We start from the raw sequence: 14,012 nt of genomic DNA, 5'->3' as shown, positions 1-14,012 counted from the left end.
CGGATCAGCAGCGCATCACGCCGCGAAGGGCGGCGCGCTGCGCAGCATCCGGGGAAAGCAGCCTCAATGCGCCTCGTCCCAATTGTTCGCCGCGCGCGCATCGACATGCAGCGGCACCGACAGCAGCACCGCCGGGAACGGCGCGTCCTGCATCACGTGCTGCACGACGGGCAGCGTCGCCTCGACCTCGGCGTCGGGCACCTCGAAGATCAGTTCGTCATGCACCTGCAGCAGCATCTGCGCCGACAGCTTCTTTGCGGCCAGCGCGTCCTCGACCCGCGTCATGGCGCGGCGGATGATGTCGGCCGCGGTGCCCTGCAGCCGCGCGTTGATCGCGGCGCGCTCGTTGAAGGCACGCACCGAGGCGTTGGAGGCCTTGATGTCGGGGTAGTGGCACTTGCGGCCGAACAGCGTGGTGACATAGCCGTTCTGCCGGCAGAAATCGCGCGTCTCGTCCATGTAGGCGCGGATGCCGGGGAAGCGCTCGAAATATTTCTTGATGTAGGCCGAGGCCTCCTCGCGGGCGATGCCGAGCTGGTTGGCGAGGCCGAACGCGGAGATGCCGTAGATGATGCCGAAATTGATTGCCTTGGCACGGCGGCGGATCTCGCTCGGCATGCCCTTGATCGGCACGCCGAACATTTCCGACGCCGTCATGGCGTGAATGTCGAGACCGTCGCGGAACGCCTGCTTCAGCACGGGGATGTCGGCGATTTCCGCCAGCAGCCGCAGCTCGATCTGCGAATAGTCGGCGGAGACAAGCTTGTGTCCGGGCGTGGCGATGAAGGCGCGTCGGATCTTGCGGCCGTCCTCGGTGCGCACCGGGATGTTCTGCAAATTCGGCTCGTTCGACGACAGCCGGCCCGTCGTGGTCGCGGCCAGCGCATAAGTCGTGTGCACGCGATGGGTCTGCGGATTGACGTAGGTCGGCAGCGCGTCGGTATAGGTCGATTTCAGCTTGGAGACCTGGCGCCACTCCAGGATCTTCTTCGGGAAGTCGTGGCCCTGCTCGGCGAGCTCGTCCAGCACCTGCGCGGTGGTCGACCATGCGCCCGTCTTGGTCTTGGTGCCGCCGGACAGTCCCATCTTGCCGAACAGGATGTCGCCGATCTGCTTGGGGCTGCCGACATTGACCGGCTCGCCCGCGATCTCCTGGATCTCGGCCTCGACGCGGGCCGCGGTCTGGGCAAAGTCGCCGGACAGGCGCGACAGCACCTGTCGGTCGATCGAGATTCCGCGCCGCTCCATGCGCGCAAGCACCGCGACCAGCGGCCGCTCCAGCGTCTCGTAGACCGCGGTCATGTGCTCGGCGACCAGGCGCGGCTTCAGCACGCGCCAGACGCGCAAGGCGACGTCGGCGCCTTCCGCCGACAGCGCCGCGGCCTTGTCGATCGGCACCTGGTCGAAGGTGATCTTGCCCTTGCCGCTGCCGAGCAGCTCGCTCTCCTTCAGCATGGCGTGTCCGAACCAGCGCTCGGACAGCGATTCGATCGCATGCGAGCCGCGGCCGGCGTCGAGCACGTAGGAGATCAGCTGCGCATCGTCGGTGTTGCGCAAGGTGATGCCGTGCTGTGCCAGCATGACGGCGGTGAATTTGAGGTCGAAGCCGATCTTGAGAATGCCCGCCGATTCCAGCACGGGCCGCAGCGCCTCGATCGCATCGGCATGCTTGACTTGATCGGGTGCAAGGCCGGCGTCGAACAGGCCGGCCCCGCCGCCAGCTTGCTTGTGCGCAAGCGGCACGTAGCAGGCCTCGTTCGGCGCCAGCGCCAGCGCGACGCCGCAGAAATCGGCTTGCATCGGATCGATCGAGTTTCCGCGGATCTCGACCGCGACATGACCGGTATCGTGGATGCGCGCGATGAAGGCGTTGAGCTCCTCGAGCGACTTGATCGTTTGATACTTGGCGCGATCGACCGGAAGCTTGCGCAGCGCCTCTTCCCGCGCGGCGGCCAGCGAGATCGGCGCGCCCTTCAGGCTGGCACCCTTGTCGCCCTTGTCACCGCCCGTTGCGGTGGCCGCAGGCGCGGCGAAGAGATCGCCGGAGGCCTCGGACGATCTTGCCTTGGCGGCGCCGTCACCGGCCTTGTTGCCGGCCTTGGCGCCGCTGCTGTTGCTCGCATCGGCATCGACGTTCGACGGATCGATCTGCGAATAGTCGGCGACGCGGCGCGTCAGCGTGGTGAATTCCATCGCCTTCAGGAAGGCAATCAGCTTGCGTGCGTCGGGTTCGTGGACGGCGAGGTCGTCGAGCGGCACGTCGAGTGCGACCTTGTCGTCGAGCAGCACCAGCTTGCGCGAGATCCGCGCCTTCTCGGCATTCTCGAGCAGTGCCTCGCGCCGCTTCGGCTGCTTGATCTCGGTGGCGCGGAACAGCAATTGGTCGAGGTCGCCATATTCGGTGATCAGCTGCGCCGCGGTCTTGATGCCGATGCCGGGCACACCAGGGACGTTGTCGGTGGAATCGCCGGCCAGGGCCTGCACCTCGACCACCTTCTCCGGCGGCACGCCGAACTTCTCGATCACCTCGGGGATGCCGATGCGGCGGTCCTTCATGGTGTCGTACATCATGATCTTGTCGTTCACGAGCTGCATCAAATCCTTGTCGGAGGACACGATGGTCGTGGTGGCGCCGCGTTCGCTGGCCTGCCGCGCATAGGTTGCGATGAGGTCGTCGGCCTCGAAGCCGCCCTGTTCCAGGCAGGGCAGGTCGAAGGCGCGCACGGCCTCGCGGATCAGCGCGAATTGCGGGATCAGATCATCAGGTGCGGGCGGCCGGTGGGCCTTGTATTCGGGATAGATCGCGTTGCGGAAGGTGACCTCCGACTTGTCGAACACGATGGCGAGGTGGGTCGGCCGGTTGTCGGTGGGCATGTCGCGCAGCAGCTTCCACAGCATGTTGCAGAAGCCGAGCACGGCGTTGACCTGCAGCCCGTCCGACTTGCGGTTCAGCGGCGGCAGCGCGTGGTAGGCGCGGAAGATGTAGCCGGAACCGTCGACCAGAAAGATGTGGTCGCCCTTGCCGGCGGCCTTTGCTGCAACCGGCTTGGCCGCGACCGGTTTGGCACTAGCTGTCGCGGCGGGCTTGGTATCGGCGGCGGCCTTGGGCGCGGTGTCAGCTTTGGCGGTCGTCTTCGGGGATGTTTTGGGCATGGCCGCAATGTATGAATTTTTGCGGGCTTTGACAGCCTTGGGAGGGTGATTTTTGCCTCGCTGGCGCCGCTATCCCCACTGTCATCCCCGCGAAGGCGGGGAATCCAGTACGCCGCGGCTTATCCGTATACGACCGCTGCCTCTGGAATACTGGATGCCCCGCCTTCGCGGGGCATGACAGCTACTCCGCCGCCTGCAACACCGGCCCAGCCTTCTTCGGCGCAATCCAGAACGTATCGGGCCGCTCGAACAGGAAGCGCGCATTGAACAGCAATGCGGCCTGCCAGATCGCGAGCGCGCCGACCACGCCGGCGATGGTGACGATCAGCGACACCGTGCCGATATCGGGAATGATGCCGGTGCGCAGCAGCAGCGTCCGCGTCGCCGCCATCGGCAGGAAGAAGACGAGATAGATCACGATCGAATGCTCACCGCAGAAGCGGAGAAAGTTCAGCCACTGCGCGCGCGCGAGCAGCGTGCCCATCGTGATGATGGCGCAGGCACCGGCAAAGCCGAGCACGAGCGAGACGATCTTCCATTCGCTGGTCCCCGACGCGACGAGGCCGGCATTGATCAGCGCCCAGGCCGCGAGCGCTGCAAGCGCGAGGGCGGGATGCTTCCGTGCGCGATCCGACAATGCGAACACGTAGGGCGCGAACAGATAGCCCGAATAGAAATAAACGAAGCGCGAGCAGAACTCGTCGATCGCGGTCCAGCCGGTCGAGATGCGGGCCGTCTCCAGTGCAGCGGCGACCAGCCAGATCGCGAGCGGCGGGAATTTGCGTGTCAGTTTTGTGACGACGAAGAAGACCGGCAGCAGATAGATGAACCACAGCGTGCCGAACGGCTCGACGAAGGATTCGAGATACAACAGGCCAACGTGGTGCCAACTCGTCTCCGCCGCGAAAGCGGGCGCCTTGAAGCCGAACTGGATTGTCACCCAGACGACATAGAAATAGGCGAAATGCACCACCTTGCGGTCGAGATAGGTTCGCCAGTCCCGGTCGATCACCAGGGGCAGGAACAGGCCCGAGATCAGGAAGAAATCCGGCATCCGGAATGGCTTCGCGAAGGCTACGGCGACATGCATGAAACCGGTCTGACCGGCGGCGAGCTCGACCCCCAGCACCGAATGCATCATCACGACCATGATGATGCAGATGCCCTTGGCGTAGTCGATCCAGTCGACACGCGCGGCAGCCCGGTCTTTGGTGCCTCCGCTCCCTGCGACTGTGCCTGATGGTGCCATGGTGTCCCTTTTCGAGGCGTGTTCCGCCCCGTCCTGTTCGGGTGTGGGGCAGTGTGGGGCCTCTACGGTTTCCGACTTCTTTACCGGTTCAAGTCCCATGCCGCTTTTTTGCCTGCGGACTGTTCCCTCCCCTCGGGAAAATGCTAAACCGCCCCGCGTCGGGGTTTCGTTAACCAATCTAAAACAGGGATTTTCATGCGCATCGCGATGATCGGCACGGGTTATGTGGGACTGGTGTCCGGAGCCTGCTTTGCTGATTTTGGTCACGACGTCACCTGCGTCGACAAGGACGAGAAGAAGATCGCCAGCCTCCGTCGCGGCGAGATCCCGATCTACGAGCCCGGGCTCGACGAGCTTGTCGCGACCAACGTCAAGGCCAAGCGGCTCGACTTCACCACCGATTTGTCCAAGCCGGTTGCGGATGCCGATGCCGTGTTCATCGCGGTCGGCACGCCGTCCCGCCGCGGCGATGGCCACGCCGATCTCTCCTATGTCTACGCCGCCGCGCGCGAGATCGCGCAGTCGCTTACCGGCTTCACCGTCGTGGTGACGAAGTCGACCGTGCCTGTGGGCACCGGCGACGAGGTCGAGCGCATCATCCGCGAGACCAATCCCAACGCGGACGTCGTGGTGGCCTCGAACCCCGAGTTCCTGCGCGAAGGCGCGGCGATCCGTGACTTCAAGTTTCCCGATCGCGTCGTGGTCGGCACCTCGGACGAGCGCGGCCGCAAGGTGATGGGCGACATCTACCGTCCGCTGTCGCTGAACCAGGCGCCGCTGATGTTCACGGAGCGTCGCACCGCCGAGATGATCAAATACGCCGCGAACGCGTTCCTCGCGACCAAGATCACCTTCATCAACGAGATCGCCGATCTCTCCGAGAAAGCCGGCGCCAACGTGCAGGAGGTCGCGCGCGGCATTGGCCTGGACAACCGCATCGGCACCAAATTCCTGCATGCCGGTCCCGGGTTTGGCGGCTCGTGCTTCCCGAAGGACACCAAGGCGCTGATCAAGATCGCGCAGGATTACGACGTCTCCTTGCGCATCGTCGAATCCGTGCTGGCGGTCAACGAGAACCGCAAGCGTGCGATGGCGCGCAAGGTCAGCCAGGCGCTCGGCGGCTCGCTGCGCGGCAAGACCATTGCGGTGCTCGGCCTCACCTTCAAGCCGGATACCGACGACATGCGCGATGCGCCGTCGATCCCGCTGGTGACGGGCCTGATCGACATGGGGGCGACGGTCAAAGCCTTCGATCCCGTCGGCATGCAGCAGGCCAAGGGCGAGCTGCCCGACATCACCTATTGCGAGGACGCCTATTCCTGCGCGCAAGGCGCTGACGCGCTCGTCATCGTCACCGAATGGGTGCAGTTCCGGGCGCTCGATCTCCACCGGCTGAAGGCCGTCATGGCGCAGCCCGTGGTCGTCGACCTGCGCAACATCTACCGCCCCGAAGACATGGAAGCCGCCGGCTTCACCTATGACAGCATTGGCCGGCCGCCTGTGCAGGGCTGATCGCCACACACGATTGTCATACCCCGCGAAGGCGGGGTATCCAGTAATCCCGATCTTCGTGATGATCGGGATCTGAGTTGACTGGATCACCCGCCCGGCGCGCAAGGCGGGTGATGACGGATGCGAGATCTTGCCCCGCAGCTTCGACACACCCCTTCCGATCGATACCGTGCTCGACGACCTCTCGCGCACGCTGGAGGCGCACAACGCTGCCGTGCTGGTGGCGCCGCCTGGGGCCGGCAAGACCACGCGCGTGCCGCTGGCGCTGCTCGATGCGCCCTGGGCGAGGGCTAAGAAGATCATCGTACTGGAGCCGCGGCGCATCGCGGCACGGGCCAGCGCCGACCGCATGGCCAAATCGCTGGGTGAGCGCGCCGGCGAGACCGTTGGCTACCGCGTCCGGTTCGGCTCGAAGATCTCGCGCACCACGCGCATCGAGGTGGTGACCGAGGGCATCTTCACCCGCCAGATCCTCGACGATCCCGAACTCTCAGGCGTTGCCGCCGTCCTGTTCGACGAATTCCATGAGCGCTCGCTCGATGCCGACATGGGTCTCGCGCTGGCGCGTGACGCGCAGACCGGCCTGCGCGAGGATCTGCGCATCCTCGTGATGTCGGCAACGCTCGACGGCGCGCGGGTGGCAAAGCTGCTTGGCGATGCACCCGTCGTCGAGAGCGAGGGCCGCGCTTTCCCCGTCGAGACGCGCTATCTCGGCCGCAAGGCGGACGCGCCCATCGAGCGGCAGATGGCGGATGCGATCGCATCCGCGCTGCGCGCCGATGGCGGCTCCGTGCTGGCGTTCCTGCCGGGCGCCGCTGAAATCCGCCGCACCCAGAACTTCCTCTCCGAGCGCGTGCAGGATGCCAGCATCGAAATCGTGCCGCTGTTCGGCGCGCTCGATGCCGCGGTGCAAGATCGCGCCATCGCACCCGCACCCAAAGGTATGCGCAAGGTGGTGCTGGCGACATCGATCGCGGAAACCTCGCTGACGATCGAAGGCGTGCGCATCGTGGTCGATTCCGGGCTTGCCCGCGTGCCGCGCTACGAGCCGGACATCGGGCTGACCCGGCTCGAGACCGTGCGCGCTGCGCGCGCGGCGGTGGACCAGCGCCGCGGCCGCGCCGGCCGTACCGAGCCGGGTGTCTGCTACAGGCTCTGGGACGAGCCGCAGACCGCTTCGCTCGCGCCCTACACCCAGCCGGAAATCCTCAGCGCCGATCTGTCCTCGCTGGTGCTCGATCTCGCGCAATGGGGCGTTGCCGACCCCTCGGCGCTGTCGTTCCTCGACCCGCCGCCCGCACCGGCCTGGAAGGAAGCCAAGAGCCTTCTGACCGAACTCAACGCGCTCGATGGCGACGGCCGCATCACCGCGGAAGGCAAGAGCCTGCGTGCACTGGCGCTGCCGCCGCGGCTCGCGCGCATGATCGTGGATTCGCATCGCGTCGGGGAGGGCGAGGCCGCCGCGGAGATCGCGGCCATCATCACCGAACGCGGGCTTGGCGGCGACAGCGTCGATCTCGAGCACCGGCGCGACCAGTTCCGCCGCGATCGTTCGCCGCGCGCCGCCAGCGCGCGCGATCTGGCGCGGCGCTGGGCCTCGCAAGTGGCGGCTTCGGAGAAGGCCGGGCCGCAGGATGATCTTTCGACCGGCTTGATGCTCGCTTATGCGTTCCCGGATCGCGTCGCGCGAAACCGCGGCAATGGCAGTTTCGTGCTTGCCAACGGCCGTGGCGCCGCGGTCGAGCAGACCTCCTCGCTCGCCCGCGCGCCTTACATCGCGATCGGTGAGATGACGGGTACGGCGGCGAGCGGGCGCATCTTGCTCGCTGCGCAAATCACTGAGGACGACATCGAGCGGCATTTCGCCGAGCATATCGAGACCGTCGACGAGATTTCGTTCGACCGCGGCGCCATGGCGCTGCGTGCACGGCGCAAGCGCGCGCTGCACGCGATCACGCTGTCCGAAGCGACACTGGCCGTCTCGCCCTCCGAGGACACCGCGCGCATCTTCGCAGACGGATTGATCGCCGCCGGCCTCGATCGGCTGCCCTGGTCGAAGGCTGCAAAGCAATGGCGCGACCGGGTGATGTTCCTGCGCAAGGCCGAGGGCGACAGCTGGCCCGATCTGTCGGACGACGGATTGATCGCGCGGCGCGACGACTGGCTGGTGCCGGCGCTCTACGACAAGATCGCGCTGAAGGACATCTCCCCCGGTGATCTCTCCGACGCGCTGATGGCGCTGTTGCCGTGGGAGATGCGCGCGCGGCTCGACCGCGAGGCGCCGACGCATTTCGAGGCGCCGACCGGAAGCGTGCTCGCGATCGACTACGAGGCCGAGCAGGGGCCGACCATCGCGGTGCGGCTGCAGGAATTGTTCGGTCTCAACGCCCATCCCTCGATCGCTGCCGGCAAGGTGCCGCTGGTGCTGGAATTGCTGTCGCCGGCGCAGCGCCCGGTGCAGGTGACGCGCGACCTTCCCGGTTTCTGGCGCGGCAGCTACGCCGCGGTCCGTTCCGACCTGCGCGGCCGCTATCCCCGCCATCCCTGGCCAGACGATCCGGCCAGCGCAGTGCCGACCCGGCGGGCCAAGCCGCGCGGGACGTGAGGGCGCATTAACCGTCCGCTCATCCTTTTCGTCAAAATAGCATCGCTCTGGCCGCAGCAATGCTCGCGGCCTGGTGTGCCGCGTGTTGAAATCGAGCTTTCCGGCTCGGAAGTGGTGTGATGCGTAACATTATGATCATCGCAGCCGTCATGATCGGCCTCGGCACCTTCATGGCGCAGATGGCGGACAAGATGAGCTCCGCCTCCGCGAGCTCGGTGCCGCGCACCGCGGTCGCGGCGAATGCGCCTGCAGGGGGCCGTAGCCTCGCCATTTCCCGCGATGGCCGCGGTCATTTCCAGACCGAGGGCCGGATCGACGGCCAGCGCATCGGCTTCATGCTCGACACCGGCGCCTCCGTGGTTGCGCTGAATGAGACCTCGGCGGCCCGCTTTGGCCTGCGTCCTTCGCGCAGCGATTACAACGCCACCGTCTCCACCGCCAACGGCACCATCAAGGCCGCACGCACCCGCATCGCGATGCTCGAAGTCGGCGGTCTGGTCGTGCGCGACGTCGATGCCATGGTTCTGCCCGACGAGGCGCTGTCGGAGAACCTGCTCGGCCTGTCCTTCCTGTCCCGCCTGAAGCGTTTCGAATATTCCAACGGCCAGATGGTGCTGGAGCAGTAGGCGGAGCCTTTCGCGATCAAGCGCCGTCCATTTCAAGATAGCTATTTGCCTCGACCGCCCTCGCGGTAACGTTTCTTCGTTACCAAACTGCCGCAATTATCGGCCATAAGCCTTCATTCCCGCCTTCCGCTGCGGCCCTGCATTCGCTAAGGCTGCCTCAGTCCCCGCCCTTCACGAGACCGTCTCAATGTTCCCGAAGCCGAAATCCGTCCTTTTGCCCAACACCTACGCCTTCGAATCCGAGCCGATGGTGAAGCCCACGGGCTTTCGCGAATACGACGCGCGCTGGTTGTTCCAGAAGGAAATCAACCTGATGGGTGTGCAGGCGCTCGGCATGGGGCTGGGCGCGCTGATCGCCGAGCTCGGCGTCAAGCAGGAGATCGTCACCGGGCATGATTTCCGTGGCTATTCGGCCTCGATCAAATACGCGCTGATCTCCGGCCTGATGGCGGCGGGATGCAAGGTGCACGACATCGGGCTTGCGGTGACGCCGATGGCCTATTTCGCGCAGTTCGATCTCGACGTGCCCGCTGTTGCGATGGTGACGGCCTCGCACAACGACAATGGCTGGACCGGCGTGAAGATGGGCGCCAACCGTCCGCTGACCTTCGGCCCCGACGAGATGACGCGGCTGAAGGAGATCGTGCTCAATGCCGATTTCAAGAACAAGGCCGGCGGCTCCTACCAGTTCCACGAGAACTATCCGGCGCGTTACATCGCGGATCTCACCTCCCGTCCGAAGCTGAAGCGCAAGCTCAAGGTCGTCGCGGCCTGCGGCAACGGCACCGCCGGCGCCTTCGCGCCGCAGGTGCTTGAGGCGATCGGTTGCGAGGTGATCCCGCTCGACACCGAGCTCGATCACACCTTCCCGAAATACAATCCGAATCCGGAAGACATGGAGATGCTGCACGCGATCCGCGACGCGGTGCTGCATCACAAGGCCGATGTCGGCCTCGGCTTCGACGGCGACGGCGATCGCTGCGGCGTCGTCGACAATACCGGCGAGGAGATCTTTGCCGACAAGGTCGGCGTGATGCTGGCGCGCGACATGTCGGCGATCCACAAGGACGCGCAGTTCATCGTCGACGTGAAGTCGACCGGCCTGTTCGTCACCGATCCCGTGCTGCAGAAGCAGGGCGCCAAGGTCGCCTATTGGAAGACCGGCCATTCCTACATGAAGCGCCGCACCAACGAGACCGGCGCGCTGGCGGGCTTCGAGAAGTCCGGCCATTTCTTCTTCAACAAGCCCTATGGACGCGGCTATGACGACGGCCTGGTGTCGGCGATCGCGATCTGCGACATGCTCGACCGCGCGCCGGGCAAGTCGATGGCGGACCTGAAGAACGCGCTGCCGAAGACATGGTCGTCGCCGACCATGTCGCCGCATTGCGCCGACGAGACCAAGTACGGCGTCATCGACCAGGTGGTGAAGCACTTCGAGGGCTTGCAGGCCAAGGGCGCCAGGATCGGCGGCCAGGCGATCCGCGACCTCGTCACCGTCAACGGCGTGCGCGTCACGGTCGAGGACGGCAGCTGGGGCCTGGTGCGTGCCTCCTCGAACAAGCCCGAGCTCGTCGTTGTGGTCGAGAGCCCGGTCTCCGAGCAGCGCATGCACGACATGTTCGAGATGGTGAACAGCGTGCTGCGCACGCATCCGGAAGTCGGCGAGTACAATCAGACGATTTGAGAGGCGACGGCGAACCCCTCTCGCTGTGATGCCCCGGCTTGACCGGGGCATCCAGTACGCCGCAGCTTCTCCGTATCCCGTCGCCGTCTCTGGAATACTGGATCGCCCGGTCGAGCCGGGCGATGACACCTTCTCTGCGGCGTGACGGAAGCTAAGCCGCCACCACCGCCGGGATCGGCAGTGCGGTGACCGACTTGATCTTTTCCATCGCGAAGCGCGAGGTGACGTTCTTCAGCGGCACGGCGCTGATCAGCTTCTTGTAGAACACATCATAGGCCTGCATGTCCGCGACCACGACGCGCAGCATGTAGTCGACGTCGCCGGCCATGCGATAGAACTCCATCACCTCGGGCATCGCGCTGACGGCTTCGGCGAATTTCTTCAGCCAGGCGTCGGAATGGTCGGAGCTTTCGACCGACACGAACACGGAGATGCCGAGCCCGATCTTGTTCTGGTCGACCAGGGCCACCCGCTTGATGATCACGCCGTCGGCCTCCAGGCGCTGGATGCGCTTCCAGCAGGGCGTCGAGGACAGGCCGACGCGGTCGCCGATCTCGGCGACGGACAGAGAGGCATCCTCCTGGAGCACCATCAGGATCTTGCGGTCGATGGCATCGAGGCGGCGGCTGGTCTCGGGGATCTGGACGGCGAGGTCGGTCATTTGAAGAACTTTGTTCCATTTCAGGGGCTGATTTCCCTGATATAGAGAAAATCTTTCCCCATCAAGCCCATAATCTCGGCGCATCGATGGAATTGCTCTAGGGCCTCCCTCGCAAAAACCCTTCAACTTCAATACGTTGGGGTGCTGCCATGCCGCCGCCATGGCGGGTGCATTTCAGTGCTGCAGCGGCCGCGGCGAATCGCAGCGCCTCCGGCACCCCCTTACCCTCGGCGAGGCCAAGCGCGAAGGCGCCATGAAAGACGTCGCCGGCGCCGAGCGTATCGACCGCCTGAACCGGGAAGGCCGCGGTCTCTTTCGGCTCGCCTGCCTCGTTCAGCCAGATCGTACCGAGCGGACCGCGGGTCGCGGCAAGGAAGGCCGGCGTCAGTCTGGCCAGGAGTTGCAACGCCTTGGCGTCGTCGGCGATGCCGGCGGTCTCCTGCACCTGCTCGCTGGCGAACAGCAGATGCGAGGCGGCGGTCAGCAGGCCGTCCTGCAACGACATCGCGCGATCGACGCCGACGATGACGGGAATGCCGCGTCGCCGAGCCTCGGCGCAGAGATCAACGCAGAATGAGGCACAACGGCTTTCGACGAGGACCGCGCGGCAGTCGACCAGCAATTCGTCGGCATTGGGCAGCTTCACGCGCCACAGGCCGGGATCGCGATAGATCGTGAGCGTCCGCTCGCCCGAGGGCTCGATCATGATCGCCGAGACCGGCGTGGTCATATCAGGCATGCGCACGATATGCGTGGTGTCGATGCCCTCCTGCGTCATCTGCGCGAGGATGAAGCCGCTCGACATCTCCCGCGCATCGCCCATCGGCCCCGCGAACGAGACGTGACCACCAAGCCGCGCAATCGCGATCGCGGCATTGAGCGCGTTGCCGCCGCAGATCTCGGCGAGGTGGCTGGCGTTGGCCTTGCTGCCGCGCGCCGGCACGGCCTCGACCCGAAAGGTGAGGTCGCGCACGGGAATGCCGATGCAGAGGATGCGCGGCGCGGTCACAGCTAGCGCCATCGGCAGTCAGTTCTTGTCGTGGACCCAGCGGCCGAGCAAGTGATGGGCGATGGCGAAGGGATGCGGGCCGGCGAGCCCGTCCGGATGCGTCCGCGTCAGCATCAGGGCTGCCTCCTCGCGCGTGAACCAGCGCGCATCCTCAAGCTCCGAGTGATCGACGACGATGTCCTCGCTCACAGCTCGCGCGCTGCAGCCGATCATCAGCGACGATGGATAGGGCCAGGGCTGCGTCATGTAATACTGCACGTCGGTGCAGCGGATCCCGGATTCTTCCAGGATCTCGCGGCGCACCGCGTCCTCGATGGTCTCGGCGGCCTCGACGAAGCCGGCGAGGCAGGAATACATCCCTGCCGGAAACTGCTTCTGGCGGCCGAGCAGGCATTTGTCGCCGGAGGCGACGTGCATGATCACGACAGGGTCAGTCCGCGGAAAATGCTCGGCCTTGCAAGCCGGGCACTCGCGCTTCCAGCCGCCTTCCTTCATCGCGCTGCGCGTGCCGCAATTGGCGCAATAGCCATGGCGCTGGTGCCAGCCGACCATCGACTTCGCCATCGCGATCGCCGACAGCTCGTCTGGGGGAATCGCGCCCTGCATCGCCATGCCGCGCAGCTCGGTCACGGTGTAGTCCTCGCGTCCGACCAGCTTCTCGGCGGCGGCCTGCGACAGACCCATGCCGAACATCGCGGCGCCGTCGCGCAGCCCCAGGAAGATCGTGCCGGGATTGGCGCCGCACTTCAGCGCCTCGTCGATCGAGAGCAGCGCGCGAATCCTGTCGCCCTCGCGCTTGACCAGCAGCGAGTCGCGATAAACGACATAGGCGCGCGAGGTCGGCTTCTGCTCCATCGCGAACAGCTTCTGGTCGTCGCGGCGCAGATGCGCGGCGCGGTCGAGGATGTTGGTGACGAAGGCCGGCTGTCCCAGCGGAAATGCGTTGAATGCTGACATTATCGTTCTTTCAACCCAACCAGATCTTGCGGCGAAGCGCGCTGATGAAATTCTGAACCTCTGCGGCGTCATGCGCCAATGGCGGCATCACGCCCCAGACCGGGCGCGGCCAGGCGGCGTCACTGGTGCGGCGCGCGATGATGTGAACGTGAAGCTGCGGCACGAGGTTGCCGAGCGCCGCGACATTGAGCTTGTCGCATCTGGTGATCTCCTTCAACGCGCGCGAGACGCGGGAGATCTCGGTCATCAGCTGTGCCTGCTGGACCTCGTCGAGATCGATGATCTCGACCGCATCGGCGCGCCGAGGAACCAGCAGCAGCCAGGGATAATGCGCGTCCTTGATGACCAGCACCTTCGACAGCGGCAAATCGCCGATGTCGATCGTGTCCTCTTTCAGGCGGGAGTGCAGCGACCAGGCGGGTTCGGGCATATGCGTTTCCGGATGGCCCGGTGGGTTCGGGCGTGTTGGGCACGACCATACGATAGGGATTCCCTGAGGGGAAGGATGGCGCCCCGCTGTCACCGCATACGCGGTCGTCGTCCCGGACAAGCG

10 protein-coding genes are annotated in these 14,012 nt (G+C 65.5%); 4 read left to right on the top strand and 6 right to left on the bottom strand.

Going from position 1 to position 14,012, the window contains the following annotated elements:
- Positions 1 to 63: 63 nt before the first annotated feature.
- Positions 64 to 3,153: a DNA polymerase I gene (gene polA / locus AABA86_RS04545; protein WP_338305886.1), complete on the bottom strand. Its 3,090-nt coding sequence runs from the start codon at positions 3,151 to 3,153 to the stop codon at positions 64 to 66.
- A gap of 181 nt (positions 3,154 to 3,334) precedes the next feature.
- Positions 3,335 to 4,402: an acyltransferase family protein gene (locus AABA86_RS04540; RefSeq protein WP_338305885.1), complete on the bottom strand. Its 1,068-nt coding sequence runs from the start codon at positions 4,400 to 4,402 to the stop codon at positions 3,335 to 3,337.
- A gap of 195 nt (positions 4,403 to 4,597) precedes the next feature.
- On the opposite strand from AABA86_RS04540, the gene AABA86_RS04535 reads away from it, so the two are divergent.
- The 4 genes from AABA86_RS04535 to AABA86_RS04520 all read left to right on the top strand — a co-directional run bounded on the left by AABA86_RS04535 (position 4,598) and on the right by AABA86_RS04520 (position 10,832).
- Positions 4,598 to 5,914 (top strand): UDP-glucose dehydrogenase family protein, encoded by a 1,317-nt coding sequence (locus tag AABA86_RS04535; protein ID WP_212244088.1) that lies wholly within the window; start codon positions 4,598 to 4,600, stop codon positions 5,912 to 5,914.
- Between the two features lie 130 nt (positions 5,915 to 6,044).
- Positions 6,045 to 8,519: an ATP-dependent helicase HrpB gene (hrpB, locus tag AABA86_RS04530; RefSeq protein WP_338305884.1), complete on the top strand. Its 2,475-nt coding sequence runs from the start codon at positions 6,045 to 6,047 to the stop codon at positions 8,517 to 8,519.
- Positions 8,520 to 8,638: 119 nt separating this feature from the next.
- Positions 8,639 to 9,145, top strand: coding sequence for a TIGR02281 family clan AA aspartic protease (locus AABA86_RS04525; RefSeq protein ID WP_338305882.1), 507 nt, complete (start codon positions 8,639 to 8,641; stop codon positions 9,143 to 9,145).
- A 187-nt stretch (positions 9,146 to 9,332) separates the two neighbouring features.
- Positions 9,333 to 10,832, top strand: coding sequence for a phosphomannomutase/phosphoglucomutase (locus AABA86_RS04520; protein WP_338305881.1), 1,500 nt, complete (start codon positions 9,333 to 9,335; stop codon positions 10,830 to 10,832).
- A gap of 151 nt (positions 10,833 to 10,983) precedes the next feature.
- Here AABA86_RS04520 and AABA86_RS04515 read toward each other — a convergent pair whose 3' ends face one another.
- From AABA86_RS04515 to AABA86_RS04500, 4 genes are all read right to left on the bottom strand, one after another.
- On the bottom strand, positions 10,984 to 11,493 hold the full coding sequence (locus tag AABA86_RS04515; RefSeq protein WP_212246206.1) for an Lrp/AsnC family transcriptional regulator: 510 nt from the start codon (positions 11,491 to 11,493) through the stop codon (positions 10,984 to 10,986).
- A 97-nt stretch (positions 11,494 to 11,590) separates the two neighbouring features.
- Positions 11,591 to 12,514, bottom strand: a complete 924-nt coding sequence (locus tag AABA86_RS04510; RefSeq protein ID WP_338305880.1) for a sugar kinase — start codon at positions 12,512 to 12,514, stop codon at positions 11,591 to 11,593.
- Between the two features lie 6 nt (positions 12,515 to 12,520).
- Positions 12,521 to 13,459 (bottom strand): NAD(+) diphosphatase, encoded by a 939-nt coding sequence (gene nudC, locus AABA86_RS04505; RefSeq protein ID WP_338305879.1) that lies wholly within the window; start codon positions 13,457 to 13,459, stop codon positions 12,521 to 12,523.
- Positions 13,460 to 13,469: 10 nt separating this feature from the next.
- Complete coding sequence (locus tag AABA86_RS04500; protein WP_028140850.1) at positions 13,470 to 13,889, bottom strand: HIT domain-containing protein; 420 nt, start codon at positions 13,887 to 13,889, stop codon at positions 13,470 to 13,472.
- Positions 13,890 to 14,012: the final 123 nt, after the last annotated feature.

Origin of the sequence: Bradyrhizobium sp. TM233 (genome assembly GCF_036247965.1) — a bacterium.
Classification (GTDB): Bacteria; Pseudomonadota; Alphaproteobacteria; order Rhizobiales; family Xanthobacteraceae; genus Bradyrhizobium; species Bradyrhizobium ottawaense.
This window is presented reverse-complemented; position numbering and strand designations above follow the sequence as displayed.

Excerpts from the sequence above, each read along its gene's own strand:
- polA (WP_338305886.1), bottom strand. The coding sequence starts at position 3,153 with ATGCCCAAAACATCCCCGAAGACGACCGCCAAAGCTGACACCGCGCCC.
- AABA86_RS04540 (WP_338305885.1), bottom strand. The coding sequence starts at position 4,402 with ATGGCACCATCAGGCACAGTCGCAGGGAGCGGAGGCACCAAAGACCGG.
- AABA86_RS04535 (WP_212244088.1), top strand. The coding sequence starts at position 4,598 with ATGCGCATCGCGATGATCGGCACGGGTTATGTGGGACTGGTGTCCGGA.
- AABA86_RS04525 (WP_338305882.1), top strand. The coding sequence starts at position 8,639 with ATGCGTAACATTATGATCATCGCAGCCGTCATGATCGGCCTCGGCACC.
- AABA86_RS04520 (WP_338305881.1), top strand. The coding sequence starts at position 9,333 with ATGTTCCCGAAGCCGAAATCCGTCCTTTTGCCCAACACCTACGCCTTC.
- AABA86_RS04515 (WP_212246206.1), bottom strand. The coding sequence starts at position 11,493 with ATGACCGACCTCGCCGTCCAGATCCCCGAGACCAGCCGCCGCCTCGAT.
- AABA86_RS04510 (WP_338305880.1), bottom strand. The coding sequence starts at position 12,514 with ATGGCGCTAGCTGTGACCGCGCCGCGCATCCTCTGCATCGGCATTCCC.
- nudC (WP_338305879.1), bottom strand. The coding sequence starts at position 13,459 with ATGTCAGCATTCAACGCATTTCCGCTGGGACAGCCGGCCTTCGTCACC.
- AABA86_RS04500 (WP_028140850.1), bottom strand. The coding sequence starts at position 13,889 with ATGCCCGAACCCGCCTGGTCGCTGCACTCCCGCCTGAAAGAGGACACG.